The organism is Wandonia haliotis (assembly GCF_039523435.1).
GTDB lineage: Bacteria > Bacteroidota > Bacteroidia > Flavobacteriales_D > Crocinitomicaceae > Wandonia > Wandonia haliotis.
In genome coordinates this window covers 537,788-560,269 of record NZ_BAAAFH010000011.1, presented here as the reverse complement: position 1 = coordinate 560,269, position 22,482 = coordinate 537,788, and the positions used below count along the sequence as shown (strand labels likewise).

The 22,482-nt window shown below is 38.4% G+C and carries 16 protein-coding genes; 8 read left to right on the top strand and 8 right to left on the bottom strand.

Features of this window, described 5'->3' with window-relative positions:
* Positions 1-19: 19 nt before the first annotated feature.
* From ABDZ97_RS10785 to ABDZ97_RS10770, 4 genes are read left to right on the top strand one after another with little or no spacing between them, the layout of a single operon-like run.
* Positions 20-1,726 (top strand): hypothetical protein, encoded by a 1,707-nt coding sequence (locus tag ABDZ97_RS10785; RefSeq protein ID WP_343787459.1) that lies wholly within the window; start codon positions 20-22, stop codon positions 1,724-1,726.
* A gap of 10 nt (positions 1,727-1,736) precedes the next feature.
* Complete coding sequence (locus tag ABDZ97_RS10780; RefSeq protein ID WP_343787457.1) at positions 1,737-1,922, top strand: hypothetical protein; 186 nt, start codon at positions 1,737-1,739, stop codon at positions 1,920-1,922.
* 14 nt (positions 1,923-1,936) lie between these two features.
* On the top strand, positions 1,937-6,649 hold the full coding sequence (locus ABDZ97_RS10775; protein WP_343787455.1) for a hypothetical protein: 4,713 nt from the start codon (positions 1,937-1,939) through the stop codon (positions 6,647-6,649).
* A 10-nt stretch (positions 6,650-6,659) separates the two neighbouring features.
* Positions 6,660-9,986, top strand: a complete 3,327-nt coding sequence (locus tag ABDZ97_RS10770) for a hypothetical protein (protein WP_343787453.1) — start codon at positions 6,660-6,662, stop codon at positions 9,984-9,986.
* Positions 9,987-10,053: 67 nt separating this feature from the next.
* On the opposite strand, the gene ABDZ97_RS10765 is transcribed toward ABDZ97_RS10770, so the two are convergent.
* Positions 10,054-11,439: a contractile injection system tape measure protein gene (locus tag ABDZ97_RS10765; RefSeq protein WP_343787451.1), complete on the bottom strand. Its 1,386-nt coding sequence runs from the start codon at positions 11,437-11,439 to the stop codon at positions 10,054-10,056.
* 68 nt (positions 11,440-11,507) lie between these two features.
* A complete protein-coding gene (locus tag ABDZ97_RS10760) occupies positions 11,508-12,128 on the bottom strand; it encodes an HD domain-containing protein (RefSeq protein WP_343787448.1) in 621 nt (206 codons plus the stop codon).
* A gap of 192 nt (positions 12,129-12,320) precedes the next feature.
* Here ABDZ97_RS10760 and ABDZ97_RS10755 point away from each other — a divergent pair, with 192 nt between their 5' ends.
* From ABDZ97_RS10755 to lon, 3 genes are all read left to right on the top strand, one after another.
* Positions 12,321-12,575, top strand: coding sequence for a type B 50S ribosomal protein L31 (locus ABDZ97_RS10755; protein ID WP_343787446.1), 255 nt, complete (start codon positions 12,321-12,323; stop codon positions 12,573-12,575).
* Between the two features lie 132 nt (positions 12,576-12,707).
* Positions 12,708-13,865: a GlmU family protein gene (locus ABDZ97_RS10750; RefSeq protein ID WP_343787444.1), complete on the top strand. Its 1,158-nt coding sequence runs from the start codon at positions 12,708-12,710 to the stop codon at positions 13,863-13,865.
* A 135-nt stretch (positions 13,866-14,000) separates the two neighbouring features.
* A complete protein-coding gene (gene lon, locus ABDZ97_RS10745) occupies positions 14,001-16,445 on the top strand; it encodes an endopeptidase La (RefSeq protein WP_343787442.1) in 2,445 nt (814 codons plus the stop codon).
* A gap of 45 nt (positions 16,446-16,490) precedes the next feature.
* Here lon and ABDZ97_RS10740 read toward each other — a convergent pair whose 3' ends face one another.
* Together ABDZ97_RS10740 and ABDZ97_RS10735 are read right to left on the bottom strand one after the other, a co-directional pair.
* Positions 16,491-17,120, bottom strand: coding sequence for a hypothetical protein (locus ABDZ97_RS10740; protein WP_343787440.1), 630 nt, complete (start codon positions 17,118-17,120; stop codon positions 16,491-16,493).
* Positions 17,121-17,248: 128 nt separating this feature from the next.
* Complete coding sequence (locus ABDZ97_RS10735; RefSeq protein WP_343787438.1) at positions 17,249-17,569, bottom strand: winged helix-turn-helix transcriptional regulator; 321 nt, start codon at positions 17,567-17,569, stop codon at positions 17,249-17,251.
* Between the two features lie 216 nt (positions 17,570-17,785).
* On the opposite strand from ABDZ97_RS10735, the gene ABDZ97_RS10730 reads away from it, so the two are divergent.
* The gene (locus tag ABDZ97_RS10730) at positions 17,786-18,703 is read left to right on the top strand and encodes a DsbA family protein (RefSeq protein WP_343788031.1); all 918 of its coding nucleotides are present in this window, start codon (positions 17,786-17,788) and stop codon (positions 18,701-18,703) included.
* Positions 18,704-18,820: 117 nt separating this feature from the next.
* On the opposite strand, the gene ABDZ97_RS10725 is transcribed toward ABDZ97_RS10730, so the two are convergent.
* The 4 genes from ABDZ97_RS10725 to ABDZ97_RS10710 are packed head-to-tail and all read right to left on the bottom strand — an operon-like array spanning position 18,821 to position 22,478.
* On the bottom strand, positions 18,821-19,483 hold the full coding sequence (locus ABDZ97_RS10725; protein WP_343787436.1) for a PASTA domain-containing protein: 663 nt from the start codon (positions 19,481-19,483) through the stop codon (positions 18,821-18,823).
* On the bottom strand, positions 19,476-20,657 hold the full coding sequence (locus tag ABDZ97_RS10720; protein WP_343787434.1) for a PASTA domain-containing protein: 1,182 nt from the start codon (positions 20,655-20,657) through the stop codon (positions 19,476-19,478). Before ABDZ97_RS10720 ends, ABDZ97_RS10725 begins: the two co-directional genes overlap by 8 nt.
* A 9-nt stretch (positions 20,658-20,666) precedes the next feature.
* Positions 20,667-21,395 (bottom strand): hypothetical protein, encoded by a 729-nt coding sequence (locus ABDZ97_RS10715; RefSeq protein ID WP_343787432.1) that lies wholly within the window; start codon positions 21,393-21,395, stop codon positions 20,667-20,669.
* Between the two features lie 3 nt (positions 21,396-21,398).
* Positions 21,399-22,478, bottom strand: a complete 1,080-nt coding sequence (locus ABDZ97_RS10710) for a hypothetical protein (RefSeq protein ID WP_343787430.1) — start codon at positions 22,476-22,478, stop codon at positions 21,399-21,401.
* Positions 22,479-22,482 lie beyond the last annotated feature (4 nt).

The window sequence follows — 22,482 nt, the reverse complement described above, 5'->3', positions numbered from 1 at the left end:
GGATTAAAAAAGAAATACCATGGCGATAGTATCCAGAGAGAGTTTGTATAGTTTTTTTGAAACAGGAGATATCCCTACACAAGAGGAATTTGCTGATTTGATTGACTCCTATGTACATCAGGTTGAAGATGGGGTATATGTTTATAGACCGGATAGTGCGATAAAACGTTTCGGAATTGGGGTGGCAGAGCCCACTTCCCGGTTGGGAATTGCAGCTGAAGGCGCTGCAGAAAAACTAATAAGCCTGTATACTTCCGGTGGCATAAATAAATGGTCTGTTGATCTTAATCCGGCAACGGGAGAAAACAATACGGGACTTAATTTTTCACAGGAAACGGCAGACGGAAGTATCAGCAGACTCTTTATAAAAGAATCAACGGGAAATATTGGTGTCGGAACCTTAAACCCCCGGCAAAAATTACATGTAGAAGACAATAATCCTTCTTCCCTGACAGGAGTGAAGGTATTGAATACAGCTACAGTAGCGAATAATGGTTGGTCAATTGGGCATGTTGATGATCCGGATTCCTCAAGAAATGGAGGATTGTCTTTTCAAAGTGATTTGGATAACGCTATGGAAAGATTGCTGATTACGGGAAGTGGAAATATTGGAGTTAACGAGCCGGATCCGCAAACGAAGTTACATGTTTCCTTACCTGCTTCGGATCCTAATTCCATAATAGCTCTTGATGAAAATACAGGTATCGTTAATGTTGGCCCAATAACAGGGAGTGTTGTTTTTGATGCTCAGGGGATTCAGGCACGGGAAGGAGAATACATCGGGGATACACTAAGTCTCACGACTTCTTCTTTACATCTGCAGCGTTTGGGGGGGGATATTATCATTCATGGCGATGATGCAATTGGATCGAATCGTAAAACAGTGATTACAGATAGTGGTTCAATAGGTGTTGGAACGCTGAGTCCATCTGAAAAATTAGAAGTAAACGGAGCGTTACGAGTTGGAAATACCTCCACTTTGAATCAGGGGACAATACGATGGAGTGGTGCTGACTTCGAGGGGTTTGATGGAACAGTTTGGAAGTCATTTACAAGTACAGATGCTGCATGGGCAGAAGGAGCGAAAGGAGAAATTTACCACGAATCAACTACTTCTAAAGTAATAATTGGTTCATCTTCTGATTCCGGTGGTGGAGCACTTCGTGCAGAGAGTATGGGAGAAACAAAAGAAGATAGTTATTCTGTTTTGGTAAGAAATTCTGAAAAGAATATATCGGGAGTAACGAAAGTCAGAGCCTCTTTAGTAATACAAAATGATACTGATTGGGGAGACGGATCTTCAAAAGATATTGGCTTTCTTGTTAGTAAGGTAAATGGTAATAGCACTTCCCCTTCGAATAATTTTGCCGCTATTTTGAATGGTAATACACTAATTGGTGGAATAGAAGATGTTGAAGGTTCTCCAATAGGAGAGGGAGGGACTCATGTACTGGCGATTCAGAGGGGGATGGCTCCAAAGGTTGCTTCAGATTTGGGAGCTGTTCAGCTTTATGTGTCGGAGAAAGAGGGAGTCCCAAGTCTTTTTGTTATGGATGCAAAAGGCGGTGTGATATCATTAGCAAAGCAAAAAGCAATGTCACCAGCGATGTCAGATCCTGTTACTACTACTTATGATGAAAAGACAGCAAAAATCATTGATAACATGAGAGATAGAATTAATCAGTTAGAAGATATTTTACAGTCTATCGGATTCCTGGATAAATAATAAACAAAGTATGGAAGAAGTAAATTTGAAATTATCTGTAAACGAGGTGAATACAATTATTAAGTCGTTGGGAAACCTTCCATATAATCAGGTGTATACATTGATTATGAAAATTCATTCACAGGCAAGTGCTCAGGTAAATACCGAAACAACAAAAATGAATTCCGAACAAGAGTTGCAGGAGAGTAATATGTAAACCAATTGACAATCATGGCGGAGAGTATAACAATATCAACAGAGCAACCGGAAATTGAAAGTATGCAGTACGCATTCCTCCGGGAAGAAGGGTTACGGTATCTGGAACGTTTATCCGGGAAACTATGGACAGATTATAATTTGAGTGATCCCGGAGTAACGATTCTTGAGGTACTGAGTTATGCAATTACCGATTTGGGATATCGTACAACTTATTCTGTACCTGATATCCTTGCTCAGCATCCCCGATCTGCATGGTTAAAAAACTTTTATTCAGCAAGGGAGATTTTGCCAATGAACCCGGTAACATTTAATGATTTCCGGAAGGTTTTGATTGATGTTGAAGTGGAGACGCCTTCTGATAAACTCTGTCCGGTTGCAGGGGTGAAGAATGCATGGATTCAGATGGTTCCCGTTAACGAAATACCGGTTTATACAAATTATTCGGAAAACAAATTAAGTTATGAACCGGAAAACCCTGCACAACCGGATCAGATAAATATCCGACCATTATATGACGTTTTACTCGAATTAGGAACCTGCGACTACCTGGGAGATTTGAATGAAAATACAATTGAACGGAGCATTCGTGTTTTTGATTGTGGTGCAGTAGGATTTGATGTGAACTTATGTGGAGTAAGAATCTTTGTGTACGCAGAATTTCCCCGATGGGATAACCAAAACATTGATTGGAATGACCCGGAAGCGATTGGTTCGGCTATTTCTAATTTCAGAATGAGTTTTGAAGGTCTTCCTTCGGGATATCGTGTTGAAGAGTATCGGATCGAAGGGGATGAGGTACTGGTTGTAATAACAAGGAATAATGAAATTGTAAATACAACTTGTATTCAGGAGCAACTAAATACATTGTTGTTTGATACAAATAATCCGGAGAGTTTCGTCAATTCGTATCAGCGTAAGGTTAAAAAGGTCTTACAGATCGTGAAAGAAGTTCGGAGAAAATTGATGGCTTCACGGAATCTATGCGAAGACTTTATAAGGATCAGTGCTCTTAAAGTGGAGGAAATCGCTGTTTGTGGTGATATTGTTATATCTCCAGATGCAGTTGTTGAAGAAGTAGAAGCAAATATACTTTTCGCAATACGACAATTTCTTTCTCCTACCGTATACTTCTACACGCTGGAAGAAATGTTTGATAAGGGCTATCGTTCGGAAGAAATTTTTGAAGGTCCCCGTTTACAACATGGATTTATTGATGATAAAGAGTTGATAAATTCCGGTATCCGTGAGTCTATTCATGTTTCTGATCTTATTCAGATTATTATGGATACTCCCGGAGTTGAAGCAGTGCGGGGACTACAAATTGCGAATATACCCCTGGATAATACAGAGGGAATTAAGTCTCAAAGTGTAAAATGGTGTCTGAAGTTAGCGTTTAATAAAAACTATGTTCCGAGATTAAGTGTTAACCGATCCAATTTTACGTTCCTGAAGGATGAGTTGCCGTATTCTGCAGACAGCGAGGAAGTAAATGCCCTGCTTGAAAATCAAATTCGGGAAGAGCGACCACAAAAACTGCATAATGTTTTACTGGATATACCTGTTCCGAAAGGAACATACAGAGATTTGTCTGGCTACGAAAGTATTCAGGAAGATTTTCCATTAGTATACGGTGTTGGTTCCGAGGGATTACCTGCCGGTATGACTGAATTAAGAAAAGCACAAACGAAGCAGTTGAAAGGATTCCTGTTGTTCTTTGATCAGTTATTGGCGGATTACCTTTCTCAATTGTCCAATATTGGCGAGCTATTTTCAATGAATGGAGAACGAAATGAGAATGGTGAGTTTGTTATCGATAAAACTTACTATTCACAAAGCTTGCAGGGAATAGTTCCTGATATCGAAGATGTTTTGATTGATCCATTGGAATATCCGGAGTATCTACAGGGTATAACTGAGGGAAAGCGAGGGTTTGATACACGAAGAAATCGTTTTCTGAACCATTTAATGGCTCGTTTTGGGGAACAATTTACAGACTATGCATTGCTGGTTTATAAAATCTCAGGAAAAAAATCATCTACGGAATTATTGGTGGATAAACTGAATTTTCTAGATCAATACCCCGAAATAAGTGGAGGGAGATTTACAGCGTTTAACTATGAAAGCCCCTGTGAGATATGGAGTGTTGACAATGTTCCCGGAGTTGAAAGAAGAGTAGAGTTACTGTCAGGAATAGATACAAGTGAAGGAGTAAACCTTAGTTTTTCGCCAGAATTTCAAATAATAATTTCGCCCGTAGATCCTTTACGATTTAGTTACAAGATTACTTTATCCGGGAATGAAATTTTTTCAGTAACTGATTATTTAACTGAAGCTGATACGAATCAGGCAATTGAGAAATTGATTGTAAATGGGGTTGATCAAACGCGTTACACAATTGTTGAGGAAGAGGGAACCTACCGAATTGCAATTTTATGTCGTGACGGTGAAATTCTGGCGTGGAGTGATGAATTTGCGACAGCACCTGATCCAAACACATTTGGCTTATTTGTAAATGAGGCGATAACGATATTTAGTGCGCAATATTATGATAATCCGGAGTCGAATAGAAATAACCTCTTATCTCCATTTTTCAATTATTATAACATAGGAAGTATCAGTGCTGATATGGCGCCGGACCCACCACGTTATTTATTGAATTATACTGTAAATCATTTCCCGGAAGGATCTACTGACAATTTCCCGATTTTAAGAGGTCCGTACATAGGATATGGAAAGTGTAAATCATCAGCTGGTATTCTGGTTGTAGATACAGTGAATTCTGGAGTTACTGTCAGAGGAGATTTGTCTCAATATCTGGAGATAGGAGATGTGGTTATTATTTCTGATTCAGCAGATAATAACGGAGAATATACAATTGAAACAATTACAATAAACGAACCGACTCCCGGTGCGTTTGAAACAGTAATTACTTTTACAGCTGCACCTGTATTACAGGACACACTTCCACGAGGTGTTGTTTTGTATAATACTCAGAACGAAAGTGAGTTGGTTGATATTGGAACGAATTCAATAGACCACTCACTTTTTGACTTATCAGAAAGAGCCACTTATCGTTACAATTACCGTTTTTCAGATTTTGATCCTCAGGCTCCTGAACCTTATTACTTCCATGTGGTCGATAGTTGTGGAGAGGTAATAGGAACCAGTGAGATGTTTGATTTCAATACAGACCTTGCCGAAGCAATTGAGAATCCAAATGACTTTTCGGGAACCGCTGTAATTAAAATAATTGGTTCCACGGAAAATGACGGAACCTATACGGTGGATACAGCTGAAGCATTGGGAGCTCAGATTGCCATTACTGTTCAGGAGATAATTCCGGGAATGCAGGTTGACGGAACAGTCTTTTTTGAAGAAAAAGGTTTTACTATTTCATCTGCAAATAAAAAGAGGAAGCAATTTGAAATCAACGGAGAGAATCTGGCTTTGAAACTATTTATCGGAGATGTTTTCAGTATTGTGGGGGCAACTGATAATAACGGGGAATATACAATTCAGGACATCTTATATAACCCGGTTAATGATCGTACAACAATATGGGTGAACGAGATTATAAATGATGATTCCGGAAACCTTGGTGAATTAGACTATTCCAAAGAACTCACTATTACGCGTATCGAAGATGCTACATCAATTGTATACGTTACCGGAGGTGCGGACGAATTTGCTGTTCAACAGATGATTCGTTTTATGAAATCGGCATTTTTCTCCCACGAGGGGATGCACATGGTTGAACATATTTTATTGCGACCTAAAAATAATCAAAAGGAGTTTTTCCCTTTTGGAGTGAATGTACCCGGGTTGGAAACAGGTTTGACAACGAATGGAAATCTTCGATTCAGGAAAAAACTAGAGATCACTGGAATAGATGCTGTTTTGAATACGGTTTTAGTACAGGGAGATGTAACAGCAGAATTTACCCCTATACAAAAGATCTGGATAAATAATTCAGATAACGGAGTAAACGATAAGGAGTTCGATGTCTTAAATGCTAGTTTTACAGGTACTGAGACTGCTTTGAAACTTTATCAGCCTATTCCTGATCCGGGAGTTAATAATGCAGGAAGAATAGAATATTACACAAGTATTTCTGTTACAGCGGTTACAACAAATACAAGTTGTATTGTAAATGAGGATGTAGACGCTTTTGTTCCCGGTTATCCTTTAGAAATAACAGGTTCTGAAGACGGTTTAAATGATGGGATCTATCAGACTGGTCTGTTGACAGGTGATGCTGTAGAAACGACTATTGAGATAACAGAAAGACAGGTGCATGTAGAGGACAGATTATTAGCAGTCAATCTGGATGCAGATTGTACTTCCTGTAAAACAGATGATCCCTATTCTTTTATTCTTACGGTGGTCCTGCCTTCCTGGCAAGGTAGGTTCAGTAACCAGAATTTCAGAGCTTTTTTCGACAGAACATTCAGATTAGAATGTCCGGCACACATAGTGCCCAATATCTGTTGGATTGACTACCCGCAAATGAAACGTTTTGAAAAAGCCTATAAAAAATGGTTGGTAGAGAATAGTAAAGAAAACAAAAATACGCTAAGTCTTAATAAAGCACTTGCGGATTTGATAGAAGTAATTGACGGATTGAGAAGTGTATATCCAAAAGGATTACTTCACGATTGCGATATAGAAGACACGATAGGTGAAAATACAATTGTATTGGACAGAACAAGTTTAGGAACAAATTAAAAAGAGAATTATGAGCCAGTTAACAAATAGTTATCCTGTATTTGAAGGAAATCAGGTACTAACCAGTTCGCAGCTTAACCAAATGGTTACATATCTTGATGAACAAAACAGATTAACCCGCGTCAAGTTAATTGGCTCCGGTGTGGTGTGTGGTCTGGAGTTGAAGCTAAATACGACATCTAATCCGCCTTTGCTAAATATCTCAGGAGGTTTGGGAGTTTCTTCCGAAGGGTTTTTACTGTCATTGGGAGATTGTGAAATAAACAGATACAGAACGTATACCTTACCATCCGGAGTATTATACGGACCTTTTGTAGATCCTGTTACAAAAATTCAGGATGTGAATTTATTCGAAATTCTTTCAGTTGATGCAGATATAGAAGATGGTACTACAACGAGTTTTCTGAATGAGCCTTCCGGTTTTCTTGATGATAAGGTTGTTCTATTATTTTTGGAGGTGTTGGATGCTGATTTGAAAAGCTGTCTGGGGAGAAGTTGCGATGAGCGGGGCATGAACAGAAATTTTATTGTTCGGAAGTTACTGGTCAGTAAGACGGACCTGATTCAGAAAATAATTCCGCGAACGTGTGCACCAAAAACAGGTGAGAATGCCGGGTATGATCTTCCCCGGTTTATCATTCGTCGTCCCCGGTTTGAACCGTCTACTCCGCAGAGTACGGATTACAATGAATTCTCAAAGAACTATGTGAATCAGATTCAGGGAGATGGATTTATCAGCGATTTTTCTACTTCTAATGCTACATTATACAGGGCTTTGTTTGAAGCACTTCGGCAAACGTATACTGATTTTGCAGGTATTCTGGCACCTGTTTATGGAGGAACGAATCCTTTTTCCGGGCTACCGGATGTAACCTGGACTAATTTCCTGAATCAACAATCCACAGGACCACGATACCTGGGCGTACAATACTTTTATGATTTTATAAAAGACCTGATACTGGCTTATGATGAGTTTTGTGAAGAAGCTACAGCATTAATGGCGGAGTGTTGTCCGGATATGAGTTGTTTCCCCAAACACCTTTTATTGGGGGAGATAATGGGAAGTAATGAAGAGTGTGAAACCTGGAAATATCGAAATTACTTTGCTCCTTCACCGGCTGTAGTTGAAAAAAAGGATATACTGGATAAGATCATTATGTTGCATAAACGTATGGTGTTGATGACAAAACGATTTAATCTGAATCTCATAAATAACCCTTCAGCAACCCCCATACCGCCCTCAACAGTTGGACAACCTGTACTGATTACACCAAGCGTAGAAAAACAAGCTCCTTTGAGTTTGCGTTCTATTCCATATTACTATTCAATAAATGAACCGGTAGGCGGATTAGGGACATTGGAAAAAAACTGGAGTTACCAGTTTATACAGAAATGCTTATTTAAAAAAGGGTTACGTCCCTTGGCGTATGAAAATCAGGATTCTGTCCAGATCAGTGATGAAGGACCAATAGAAACTCCGCTATACTATGATACGGACAAGTATAATTTCTTGAGAATAGAAGGTGCAATCAGGCAAAACTATGTGGCAGTAGAGCAGGAACTGGAAGATTTGCGTTCAAGGTTTAATCTGCCATTTAAGTACATTACTGTAAGGCTGTCAGGACCTTCTCTGGAAGATATAAAGGAGCGGTGTAATTTTACAGACTTGCATAGTCAATATGTAACTATCAGTACGGAGTTAAAAAATGATCTTAACCGATTGTTTAACCAAATTGCAGTAGTAAGGAAGGGCGTAGAATTGAAACCAATGCCTTCTTTTCTCTCTTCATTAGTCAATCAGGCTGATAGTGGGGCAGATGATAAGGGATCTGTTATACAACCTCAGGTTGGAGAAATGTTGCGACCTTCGAAAGAATCGATGAGAGTGGATAGTAACCTTGGGAACAGTACTTCTAAACAGCAGGAAGTAACAGAAACAAGAGTTGAATATGCTGCCCAGGAATTGATACTACCCGTTTATGCACAAAGAAGAAGTATGCAGGAAGCTATCCAATATTTTTCAACGAATATACTTGAGTTGGCACGAAGTGTGAATACACTCACAACCGAAATGTTACCTTTTGATTTGGCTGATTTTAATTTTGGGTATACTGGTACAAAGCCTGATGATAAAGATGGCTTTATCCAAACCTATTTGAGTGCTAAACAATATGCAATCAATGTTACTGTTGCTCAAAATCAAATTCTGGATCTTGTAGAAAGAAGTTTAAAACTGAACAATAGTTCTGAGTTATACGCTACGATTTCATCTTATTTTTCTGAAAACAATACCGTATTCAGAAACCTGATTTACGGAGGGAAATACCGCGGGTTAACCCTGCTGAGTTATACGTATCAATACCGTATTCAATATCTCACACAAAATGACATCAAGTTGTTCTCTAATTTCATAAAACGTCACCCGGGAATTTCTCACCAGGCTGGAGTTCCGAAAGGAGGAACATACATTATGGTTGTAAATGGGGATCCGGTAAAAGTTAGTGTTCCTTCCAGAGAATATGCAATTGGAATTAATAAAAGGCTGAAACAAGTCAATGTGGATATTGCGAGATTAAAGTATCAACCGGTAAAATCAACTGAAGAAGTGAGGAAGATGCAGTATCTTGAAGCCGAGAAATTACAGTTAGCTAGAGTAGAATTAGCTCTGGGTAGCGGTGTTCCGGTTGATCAGGTGACCAGACCTGTTACAACAAATGCTTTAGAACCGGACCAGGTAATCGCTGATTTTACACTGCCTTACTATATTGATTGTGATTGCATTTGCGATGAAATTCCTGCACCTACAATGGAAAGTGAATTGAATATACCGGCTATTTCAGAGCCCTATATTGCATCTTACAGTCTTGGAGACTATGCATATGCGAAACCTGTTTCGAAAATGATGTTATCACAGGATTCAACAACAAGAGTTTCCGAAAGTAAGGCACTTTATGCTGAGACCAGAAAAGTGATTATAGATATCAAAGAAGCTATTCAATATGACACGAATCGTTATTCACCTGAACAAATCAGATTGTATCTGGTGAATAAAAACGGGGTAAAACAACCTTATGCAACCGATTCTATTGTAGTAGGTTCGCAGGAGGTTGGTATGATCAATACTTATAATCATCCGAATGATCCCGGGAATACAACCCAATTTGGAGTAGCGGGTGTTGTATTGAACGAAGGCGTTGTCACTTCTATATATTATCAACCGTTGAGTTTCTTTAGAGGAGTCGACAGCTTCTACTATACATTTGATATTGTTGATTTGAGAACAGGAGCCGTATTACAAAACGGAACACGATCAGTTATTTCGGTAGCTGCTACCTAAAGTGAAAATGGGATAAGATAAAAAGTATTGTATAGATTTTCTTGAGTAGAATGTTTATACGATACTTTTACCATTCGGTATAAATCATTTCCGTAGTCCATGGAATCCGGGATATAGAAATGGTCCATGGAAGTTTATCCAGTAAAAGGTCAATTGTTTCCCGCTCTATAAATAATCGCCAGGTTCCATCGGTCTGTCTGCTCAAAAAACCACTTCTGCTCAAAAAACTTTTTTGGATGGTCTGAGGAGAACTGCTCTTTAGTGCCTTCCACCGTTCGATTACGGTCTGCAACAGAAATTCGCATTCCTCAGCATGTCCTTTTCGTAGCCCGTTAAAGGGAAGAAGAACCTCATTCAGATCCATGCCGCAGAGTAATTTTTCCATTAACAAAGAATGCTCATCGGGGAGAGTGTTCTCTCCTATAGCCAGATAATTCAGTAAGTAAACGGCATAATGTTGATCGGTTTTAGATCGGAATCTATTTTCAGAGACAAGGTCTGTTGCTTCGAAGAAAGTTCGAAGGAAAGGAAGTAGAAGTATGAGACCCGCTTTGGAAACCATACTATTGTGAGTAAAGTCATCCTCGTTTAGTTCAGGAGTATCGTTATCGTCTTCAATTTCTAGTAGACAATTCGGTTGTTGTATAGCTGCGTAAAAATGATCTGTCTCTTCCTTAGAAAAGGAGAGAGAAGAAATTGATACAAGTTTTTTTTCGAAGATGGTAGCAATTGTATAAGGGGAATTGTTTAGTAATAAATGAAGAAACCGAATACTGTAAGAGAGTGTATGCTGCGACTTCGTATTTGCAATCAACCGAATCAAGGCGGAATAAAGAGGCTCGCTTTTTTCAGGATCAAGTTGTTGAATAAAAGACATGATTTCTCCGGAAATAAAATTCTTCGGTACGTGTTTTTCCAGGAATAAAACAAGCGGATTCCCTTTGAAATATCTTATAAATCGAACGATTGAAGCGTTATTGTTCAACTCAATAAAGAGGCGCTGTACAAACTCGTTACTCTCCAGTAATGCCGTGTTATTGATAATCTCTTTTACAGAAGATGAACTTAAGTGATCAGCCCACCAGGGTAAGTGTCCGTTTCTCAGAATGAATAAAATAAGATCAGGATCCTGATAAGATTTGACCATTTCTTTTGAGTCGGAGTTTTTACGCTGAAGCTCGGTAAGTTTTTCTTTGACTGTTTTTTTTATTTTTTCAAGGAAGACAGCTTTGGAATTAACAAAGTCAATTTCCTCTAAATCAATTTCAAGGTGATCCAAAACCAGAGATTGGTTGTCTATATCAGGAATTGTATTGAAAATATGTTCAAGCATTTCCGGAATTTCCTGTTGTGACATCTTTTCAAGATGTTTTTGTTGCTGTGTGGCTTCCTTTTGAGATAAAGGATAGGTGATTTCAAAAGTAAGCCGGGAAATTTTATGGTTTGTTGACATATCAAATATGTTAGACAATGAAGATACTAAAAAAGTAGTAGAATAGGAATAAAATCGTTGGAATTGCTTTACAGACTAAGTATTTCATCTTCCAGATTCTTTCTGGCCTGATCCTCGTATTTATTCCTGAAATAATCTGTTTTATAAATAAAGTCAGATTGAAGGAGGTGAAGTAGTGCTTTTTTTCGTCCCGGTTTATACAAAAAATCCGGGTACATCGCATATTCTTTTCGGATTTGAGAACTATATTCTGTATAAATACGTTTTTCTTTACCAAGAATAGAAAGGTCAATGTCGAGTAAGATATTGGTGTCTGAATCAGTACTCAATAAATGATCTTTCGTTGCGATAATTTGTTGGAAACAGACAGCCGATTCTTTAAAGTCAGTTGCATCCAGAACCTTTCTACACAGACATGCACTTTGGTATTCGTTGTCCTTTCTTTTCGGATCATAGATTATGTCATGGTAATAAATTGAGAACAGTACGGTGTCAGGAGAAGAAACATCCGATATAACTTCTTCCAGTTCAGAAAGCATACTTGTAATATGTTCCAGATTGTGATAGTATCTGCTTTTTTCCGAATATGCAGTGATGAGGTGAGTTAGATTCGTTGTTATGAAATTCAAATCCGAAGAATAGTTACCAAGTAAAGAATGGAAATTTGCTTCTAAATCTTGCTTTTTCATGTGAAAATGTATTTGTTTTGCAAAGTAGTAAACAGAAAGTGAAACAGGAGATGAATTCGGCTAGAATTCAAGACAAATTTTACTGATAAATCGTATGAAAAAAATATTTTTGCGAATATTTGATTTTGTAAGAAATAAAACACTAAATTTGCAGTCCGTTTCACGGAGATAGAATTAAGAAATTTAAAAGAGATGAAGAAAGATATCCATCCATCAGAGTATAGATTAGTAGTTTTTAAGGATGTTTCGAATGATTATTCGTTCGTGTGCCGCTCTTGTGCACCTTCGAAAGAAACAGTAACATGGGAAGACGGAAATGAGTATCCTCTAGTTAAATTGGAGATTTCTCATACTTCTCACCCTTTCTTTACAGGTAAAGTTCAGTTTGTGGATACTGCAGGACGTATTGACAAATTCAACTCGCGTTACGGTAAGTTTAAGAAATAAGAGTTTATTACAATATAGCACGAAGCTCCGGTATTTTATCGGGGCTTTTTGTTTTTAGCAATTTTTGACCACTTACTCGGTACACTTTTCGGAATAATGTATCTTTAACCCATAATTGTACAAATAGATAGTATGCATTTAGCTTTTCACGATAACGAACTACACAAGCGCTTCAACCCATTAACGCTCACACGTCCTCTTTCGGAATTGAGAATGGGATTGTTTACGAACAGAGAGCGTTGGTTACGTTTATTGGGAAGAGATGATAACGAGTTTTGTGTATTTGCTACGGAAACGTATTTGAATGAGCGATACGCAAAGGCAGATGAAAACACGGAATACCTTCATATCAATGCTGCTGCTATTCCGGATCAATCTCTGGCAAAAGAAGTGTCTAACTTGAAAGTTGGAGAAGAATTGCGGACAGAACACGACTGGATCGCAAGAAAAGGTCTCTATAAGCACGGTTTTGAAGTGAAAATAGCAGTGAATCAACCGTTGTTAATACTTAAGAATACCTGGGATTTGTTTCAGGAGAATGCGAAAGTTCTGAAAAATGATTTCCTTTTTCATACGGAGGGAAGAAAATCACAATCTCTCTCTTCTTCCAATACGGTAATAGGCGAGAGAGAACTTGTTTTTCTGGAAGAAGGAGCCTATGTTGAAGGGGCGATTCTGAATACAACTAACGGACCCGTTTATGTTGGTACAGAGGCTGAAATTATGGAAGGAGCAATGGTTAGAGGACCGTTGGCTCTTGCGGAACATGCAGCATTGAAAATGGGTGCGAAAGTGTACGGAGCTTCCAGTTTTGGACCACACTGTAAAGTAGGAGGAGAGGTTTCAAATTCCATTTTTATCGGATATTCCAATAAAGGACATGATGGATTTTTAGGGAATTCCGTTATCGGAGAATGGTGTAACCTTGGGGCTGATACGAATAGTTCAAATTTGAAGAACAATTACGGAAAAGTAAAAGTGTACTCCTACGAAAAACAGGATATGGTTCAGACAGATGTACAATTTCTGGGACTTTTAATGGGAGATCATGCAAAATCAGGAATCAATACAATGTTTAACACAGCAACAGTTGTAGGGGTTTCAGCTAATATATTTGGTGCGGAATTTCCTCCAAAATACATTCCTTCATTTGCCTGGGGAGCAGCACCAGAGGTAAAATTCGATCTCCAAAAAGTGTTTGAGACCGCTGAAAATATGATGCAGCGAAGAGGCATTGCACTAAGTGCTGCCGACAAATCGGTTCTAACCTATCTGTATGAATTGAAATAAGACAAAATTTCAGTTTTTTCTTAGTGGCATGAATCTTGAAACTTTATGTGTTCTCAATGGTTATATAGATAATCATTGAGGTGGAGAAGTATATACAAGTATTAACTGACAATTTGGCGTAGGCCTTTTGACAATATGAATGACAAGAACGATCAATTAATAAATTTTACAGGAATGCTGGATGGGGACTCGGAGTTTATTCCGTTGATTACGAGTGATGATGAGGAAGCGATGGAGAAAATGGATTTACCTGAAGTATTACCTATTCTTCCTTTGAGAAATAATGTGCTGTTTCCGGGAGTAGTAATTCCTATTACCGTAGGAAGGGATAAATCAATCCGTCTTATTCAGGAAGCAAACAAGGGGAGTAAAATTATAGGGGTAGTGGCTCAGAAAAATCAGGACGAGGAAACTCCTGAGTTTGATGATCTCTATCAGGTAGGGACAATGGCTCAGATTCTTCGTTTGCTGAAGATGCCGGATGGTACGACAACTGTTATTATTCAGGGAAAAAGACGCTTTGAATGGAAAGAAGCATTAGAGTCGGAACCTTTTCTGAAAGCTACCGCTGAATTTTTACCGGAAATTAAGCCGGAAGAAAATGACCGTGAATTTGAAGCGATGTATGAATCGATGAAAGATATGGCTTTGCAGATTATCCGTGATTCGCCTAATATTCCTTCAGAGGCAGCATTCGCTATTAAAAATATTGAAAGCCCGACGTTTCTGGTGAACTTCATTTCATCCAATATGAATGCGGATGTTGAGAAGAAACAGGGAATGTTGGAAGAATTGGATATCAAGAAACGTGCGCAGTTAGTTTTAGAGCACCTTTCTTTCGAAATCCAATTGCTGGATATGAGAAATCAGATTCAGCAGAAAGTTAAGACGGATATGGACCGTCAACAGAGAGAATATTTTCTGCACCAGCAAATGCGTACGATTCAGGAGGAATTAGGAGATAATCCTCAGGAGCAGGATGTAACTGATTTGCGGGAGCGAGCGAGTAAAAAACACTGGGATGAACGCGTAAACAAACTCTTTAACAAAGAGATGGATCGCTTACAGCGTATGAATCCACAGGCTGCTGAATATACAGTTCAGCTTAACTACCTGGATAATCTTTTGGATCTTCCCTGGAATGAGTATACGGATGATAATCTGGACTTGAAGCGGGCTGATAAAATTCTTAATCGGGATCACTACGGGTTGGAAAAGGTGAAAGAACGTATTCTGGAGTATTTGGCAGTTCTGAAATTGAAAGGAGATATGAAATCACCTATCCTTTGTTTTTATGGTCCTCCGGGAGTAGGAAAGACATCTTTAGGGAAATCAATTGCCGAAGCACTGGGGAGAAAATACGTGAGAATGTCACTTGGTGGAGTGCATGATGAATCAGAGATACGCGGACACAGAAAAACATACATCGGAGCAATGCCTGGTAGGGTAGTGCAAAGTCTTAAAAAAGCCGAATCAGCTAATCCTGTGTTTGTGCTTGATGAAATTGACAAATTAGGACGAAGTAACCACGGAGATCCTTCTTCAGCTTTACTGGAAGTTCTTGATCCGGAGCAAAATAGTTCGTTTTACGATAATTATGTTGAGACAGAGTTTGATCTTTCCAAGGTGATGTTTATTGCTACGGCAAATAATCTGGCGACTATTCAGGGACCGTTAAGAGATCGTATGGAGCTGATAGAAGTAAACGGATATACGATTGAAGAAAAGGTAGAAATTGCCAAACGGCATTTGCTGCCAAAACAATTGGAGGAACATGGGGTTGATAAAAAACAACTGTCATTAACTAAATCTGTTCTAGAAAAGTTGGTAGTAGAATACACAAATGAGTCAGGTGTCAGAGGACTGGATAAGGTAGTAGCTAAAATTGTTCGGAATCGTGCCCGGCAAATTGCGTTGGAAGAAGAGTTTACTCCTAAGATGACTGCCGAAGAAGTAGAGAAAGTATTAGGGCCTGGAAGAGAAAAAGACCGTTCTATTACCAATGAAGTAGCAGGAGTTGTTACGGGATTGGCATGGACTCAGGTCGGAGGTGATATTTTGTTTATTGAATCATCACTGACACCGGGTAAAGGAAAACTGACACTTACAGGAAACCTAGGAGATGTGATGAAAGAGTCGGCCGTGATTGCGTTAGAGTATTTGAAAGCTCACGCAAAATGGTTTGATCTTAAACCCGAGGTGTTTGATAAGTGGAATGTGCATATTCACGTTCCGGAGGGAGCGACTCCAAAAGACGGACCTTCGGCAGGAATTACAATGTTAACTTCTCTTGCGTCATTGTTTACTCAAAAAAGGGTGAAGAAAGATCTGGCGATGACCGGAGAAATAACACTTCGTGGAGAAGTGTTGCCGGTAGGTGGGATTAAAGAAAAGGTACTGGCGGCAAAAAGAGCCAATATTAAAGAGATCATTCTTTGTGAGAAGAATAAAAAGGATATCGGAGAGATCAAGCCGGATTATTTGAAAGGACTTACGTTTCATTATGTAAGAATAATGAAAGAAGTTGTAGACATTGCTCTGACTAAAGTCGATGTCAAAGATAAGATTACTGTAAACTGATAAGATTGATGGTGTAGTCGTTATGATAGAAATAACGACTACACATTAACTCTTTTGTAGGTGTAGCCACTGAATAGCTTTGTGCAATTGAGTGTCCTCTATGCGTGTATCTGATTCAATTGATAATAAGTTAGAGAATACCTTGTTGTTAAGGTTTATGTAATTGATTTCCAACCCAAATTTACCCTTTATATACAGAACTTGTTGAAGATCATCTTTTACCGATACATCCCCTGATACATCCGAATAACCATAGTCTGATAGAATTTTGTTTCGGATAGCTGTACTTTGTTTTTCGTCAGCATAGGGAAATTTATATTTGACCATACACAGACGATTTTCGTACAGGTGACATTCTATATGAATACGTATTCTTTCAATTGTTTGTTTAAAAAACAAGATTTCCATTTTGCTTTGAAACGGAAGCGAGTGTAAATGGAAAACAGGTCGGCCATACTTTTTTCGTATGGTTTTCCGGTTACTTGAAAATAGAGATAATCCTTCCGGTAGATGAAGAATTTGGTTGTTAAGCGATTTTGCGTTTTCGGTTTGTTGCAGAACATCCTCGTAAGCAGAAGCAGTTGCATATTCATTTTTAACAGATGTACCAAAATAACCTCTTGAATGATTGATTCCGAATAACAAATCTGCTTTTTTCAGAAGATAAAGTCTCATAAACATGAATTTTATGTATTCTTTACAGAGAAAGATAGAGACCTTAGGCAGGTTGTCAAAGTAGATTTGCCGGGCAAAATAGAAATTATGTACTAATACTTAGAATATACCTCGAAATACGAAAAAAATTAATCAGATTCTGTCGTATTTGTGAAAATTGTTTCAAGTTGTTGAAAAACAGGGATAATTGATTTTCCTTTTTCGGTTAAATGATATTCAATATGCAAAGGTTTTTCATTGATGGTAATTTTATCAAGTATTTCTGCCTCCTCCAATTCCTTTAAAGCAGTAGCGATTGCTTGTTTACTTGCTCCGGGTAAGGCACGTAATAAAGCATTAAAACGAATCGGCTGTTCGACCGCTAATTTAAAAATCTGTGGTTTCCACTTTCCTGAAAGAAGTTTTATTGCATTTTCTGCGGGGCAATTGTTTTGATTATCAGTGTTCATGGGTGGTCATAAATTTTTGACTAATTGACAGTATGACTGTCTGAGCCTATCTTTGTACAAAGATAACTGAATAATGCATCAAAAGCGATATTTTATGCTTTTACGGGAAAGAGGTAGGATATGAAAATAAAAGGAATAATGAGTGCTTTTCTGTTCTTAATTACAATGAACAGTTGTAGTGGACAGGTAGTAACGGATAAGTCAAATAAAGAAAATATGGAAAATACAAAAGAGAAGAATCCACTGTTGTGCGATATTGAAACCGGAATGTGTGAAACAGGACCGGAAACTTCAGAAAATAAGATTGATACCAGAAATGAAGGAACCAAACCCGTGCGTGTTGTTTACTTCACGGATCCTATTTGTTCTTCTTGTTGGGGAATAGAACCACAGTTAAGAAAATTGAAGTTGGAATACGGTTATGCATTGAACATTGAATACAGAATGGGAGGACTTCTTCCTGACTGGAGTTATAACAGCGGGGGGATAAGTAAGCCTTCTGATGTGGCTCACCACTGGGACGAGGTTAGTGTGTATTACGATATGCCTATCGATGGTGATGTATGGTTAGAAGACCCGCTTAATTCTTCGTATCCTCCGTCTATTGCGTTTAAGGCAGCTCAAATGCAGGATGAGACAAAGGCAGTGAAGTTTTTACGTGAGTTAAGAGAACTGTTGTTTCTGGAAAAGAAGAATATAACGAAATGGGAGTACGTGGAGCAGGCAGCGAAAAAAACAGGGCTCGATGTGGAGCGTTTAAAGACTGATTATGAAGGAGGCCAGGCAGAAAAATTGTTTAAAGAGGACTTACAACTAGCGCGCGAAATGGGAGTAAGAGGTTTCCCAACCATCTTTTTTATAGATGATAAAAATGCTGTTGAGCGCGTATATGGTTCAAAACCCTATCCGGTATATGAGGGATCTGTCCTGAAGTTGTTCCAGGGAGAGAAACAAGAATACGGAAAAGAATGGAGCGACTTATTTTCGATTTATCCGACACTTACAGCAAAAGAATTTTCTGTGTTGTCCGGTGCATCAAGAGAAAATGCGGAGATTCAACTGGAAAAACTTGTAACCAAAGGAAAGCTAAGTAAATTTACCACCAAAAACGGGAATCTGTACAAAGTACAATAAGAACCGGTGTAAAGCTTCCGGGGAATTATCATTTAGTATGCCATTGGCAATAATGAATTGATTAAGACCATCTGCATCTCCTATCCTGATGACCCATGGTAATTCCCCGGTAAGTAGTTAGCCCGTAAAAGTAAGAGTTAGAATAGTATTGACTGTACTTATTGTTCCTCCCGGAATACTTTGGGCTGTAATTGTCTTTTCTTCCAGTGTCTCCTCACTCAAAATTTCTCCCAGTTGATTCTGAAACTGTACTTCAAACCCTAAAGAGAGTAGTATTGCTTTCACATCGTTCCATTTCTGATGCATAAGATCAGGAACGATGCGCATTTCCGGGACAGAAGAAGGGGGAGGAACGGGAACGATCTTAAATTTTAATTTAGCCATTGCATTGGACTGCAGGTTATAACGGTTAACGTTTCCCGCGTTGACAGGAATAGCATTAACGGAATATTTGGAAAGTGGATGTTTTCCAACGATACCCGTCTGTTCCGAATTCAGATCCATTGATAATGAAATCTGGGCTTCAACCTCTGTCTCAGGAATCGTATAAAAGGTGGGTTGGTATCCCATACTTCTTATAAGGTTCAGTAGTTTCATTTCTTCTTCTGAACGTTCGCTGTCTTTCTCGCTATTATATAGTTCAAGTGTTTGGCGAAGTGCTCCTTCGTCCAGTGCAGCCTGTGCTTCTCCTACACCTTTACCAATACTACTGATAAGCTCACCTAGTGGCCCCCCGAGGAGTTCGCTGAATAGTTTTACCGGATTATTAGAATTACTCATGTTTGCTGAAAATTACGGTTACTAATTGATTGGGCTGTATAGTTGTACCCGGTTCGGGTGATTGTTTGAAAGCACTTCCGTGAACGACATTGAGATTCTGCTGATATACAGGGTTGAGTCGTAGACCAATACTTTGCAGTACTCTTCGCACGGCCGTTTCTGTTAACCCACTCAGTTCAGGTATTTTTGTAGTCGCTGGATTCTGATTCTGTGTTGGAGTAATTTCGAAAGAAAGCTCACTGATAGAATTACCATTTATCGTATCAGACAGAGACGAATCCAGTAATGAAGCACTGAGATTGTCTCCGTCTTTCTGAATAATAGCTTTTAGTTTTAATGAAAGATTGGAGAGTTTAAATGCAGAGTTTTCGGTTGATTTATTGACCGTTTCAACTTGTCCTAGTATGTTGCTGTATAGAGAATTAATAGGGATAAGTTTATTTCCCTCTGTGGGATTTTCTTCTGCTGATAATGTTGCGATTGTATCTTGTAACTTTTGAATTTGAAGTTCTTGGTCCCGTAAATCGTTTTTGAGACTGGATAATTGACCTTCCAATTCCTCATTTAGTATAAGAGTTGCCTGATTAGAGCGCATCAATGTTTGATGGGTTGAATATAATTTTTCATATTGAGATGTAACTGTTTGAAGATTAGTTGTACACTCATTCAATTGCTCTTCATATTGGCCGTCTATTGATCTGATAGGTATATCATCTGTATTTTCTTTAACCGAAGTTAACTCAGGTGGATACAGAGAAGCAATGGTTACAAAGTCATGATAGGTTGCATATTTTTCAATGCTATTTTCCGGCATAAGCCACATGGATCCAAAATCGAACTCCAGTATATCATTCTCCGGATTGTAGAAATGATCGAAAGTCATACCTATAATTTCTTTCTGTTTACTATCATATATTTTTTGCGTGGGAACAATACGTATGGGGAGCATTAACCCCTTTTGAATCGCTTCCAGGAAAGGTTGTCGGTCTTTGAGTGTAGAAGATACTGTTCCTCTACAAAAAAAGGTGCCATTGGATACAATAGAGCGATAGATGTTAATCCATTTTTGTTCTGAAAAATTGAAATACTGCACAAAGAGCGCCAAATCATTAACAGGAGCATTTTGTGCATCGTTTAGTTTAATTGTGAAACTTATATATTTGAATGTGATCATGATCAGGTGTTAATCTTTACTAATAGCTATTGATAAAAACTGGGTTCCACTGTTCGCTACAAAGACAAAAGTGGCTCCGGTGGAATAATCATCTTTGTCAAAACGTAGGGTGGAAGAGAACTCTCCTTCTGTATTGGTCAATCCATCATTACTATTCAGTAATATGGGAGCAGTTACTTGCAGAGTGGAATTGATAGCAGAACTGGTCATTTCATCAAAGTTAAGTTCAATTCGTTGTCCGGCTACAGGCGTATTGTCAGGATAGACCAACCGAAGTGTGATGGTATAATCGATATGCAGATCAGTTTGTCCTGCTACTTCGGTTGAATAGGTCATAATAACTTGTCTTTGACCTTCGTTAGGCATTACAGCTACAAATCTGCCGGAAATAGAACTGGTAATGGATCCCGTATTTTTGGAAGAAGATTCAGTGCTCCTGTAGGGAATAAACCGAATCGCATTAACGGAAGGTAATTGAGCAAAAGATTCCTTGCGTAAAAAAGAATCAGAAGTCACTCGCTTTGAGGTATCTTCCGGAATTGTGCTTTCTGTTGATTCAAATGAAGAAACGACTTCCAGATTGAAATCAAGATAGGGGAGGTGATATAAGGTGTTGGGTCTTCCGTATTCGTCATAAGCAGGCATACTACGCAGTGTATGTTGTGCTTCATTCAAACTGTTGGCAATACTGAGAAGTATTTCATGAAGTGCAAGTGAGTTATATCCTGATTGGCTCATAGTTTAACTGTATTTTTCTTTGACTTTTAGTTTCAATTTTTCTTTCTTTAGAAATTCCTTTTCTTCTTGTGCCCGCTCAGCTCTTTTTGCTAACAAAGACTGTTCTTTCAATTGTTCTTTTCGCTGCTGGTCGTAAAAGAAATCTTCTCTTTTTTTGAACTTTCTTTTGCAATCAGAGGGCTTTGTTGTCTGCTTTGGACTTATCGGTTTTTTATCCGAATAAAAAGAGCGAAGAGGAGGATCAAAGGTTTGTATGACACGAGGAGTAACAACTCGTTGTTGTAGTTCTTCTCTTCTTTTATCATGTTTTTCCTCCCATTTATCCTTTATCGAAGTGGAGCGAACACGCAAATAAGGAATTTTATTGTTTTTCTTTTTTGGACGATTAAGTGGTTGTTCTGCTTGCCTGACAGATCTTTTTTGGGTTGGGAAACTGAATTTTTGACTTAATTTCTTTGCATCTCTGATTTCAAATAAATCCGGTGATTTTTTCTCGGATGGGCGGTTAAAAGAAATTTTGGTCTTTTCTTTTCGGGCAAGTACCTTTCTTTTTTGAACAACTTTGTTTTGTTTTTTTCTCTTCTCATAATCTACACCAAACCATTGTCTTTCCGGAGATCTTTCTGAATGATCGGGTCGGTTAAACGGAAGGTCTTTCTCTTTTTGAGGGCTGATTTTTTGTCGAAACTCAATTTTATCTTTGAGTTGCCTTTTTTGTTGGTATACCTTTTCTTTGAGTTGTTGTTTTTTACGCTCCCATTTTTCCTGCTCCTTATTTTTAGTAAGCAGCTGTTTTTCCAGTTTTTCTTTCGTAGATCTTCTTTTTTGTTCTGCTTTTCTTTTGTTTGCAAAAGATTCAATAGTTCCGGAAAATCTGGGATCAGTATCTTCGCTTGAAATACCCGAGTCGATAAGGGTATTCATTTCTTCCTCAAGTGATTTTCGCTCTTGAAGTAATTGTTCTAACTCTTTATGCTGTGCAGCAATTTCATCAAGAGTAGGCTGAACCAATTCACAGGACAAATCTTCTTCCAAAGGAGGGGAAGGATCTTTCTGAATAATTTTTTTCCAACTCTTTGCCATAGAA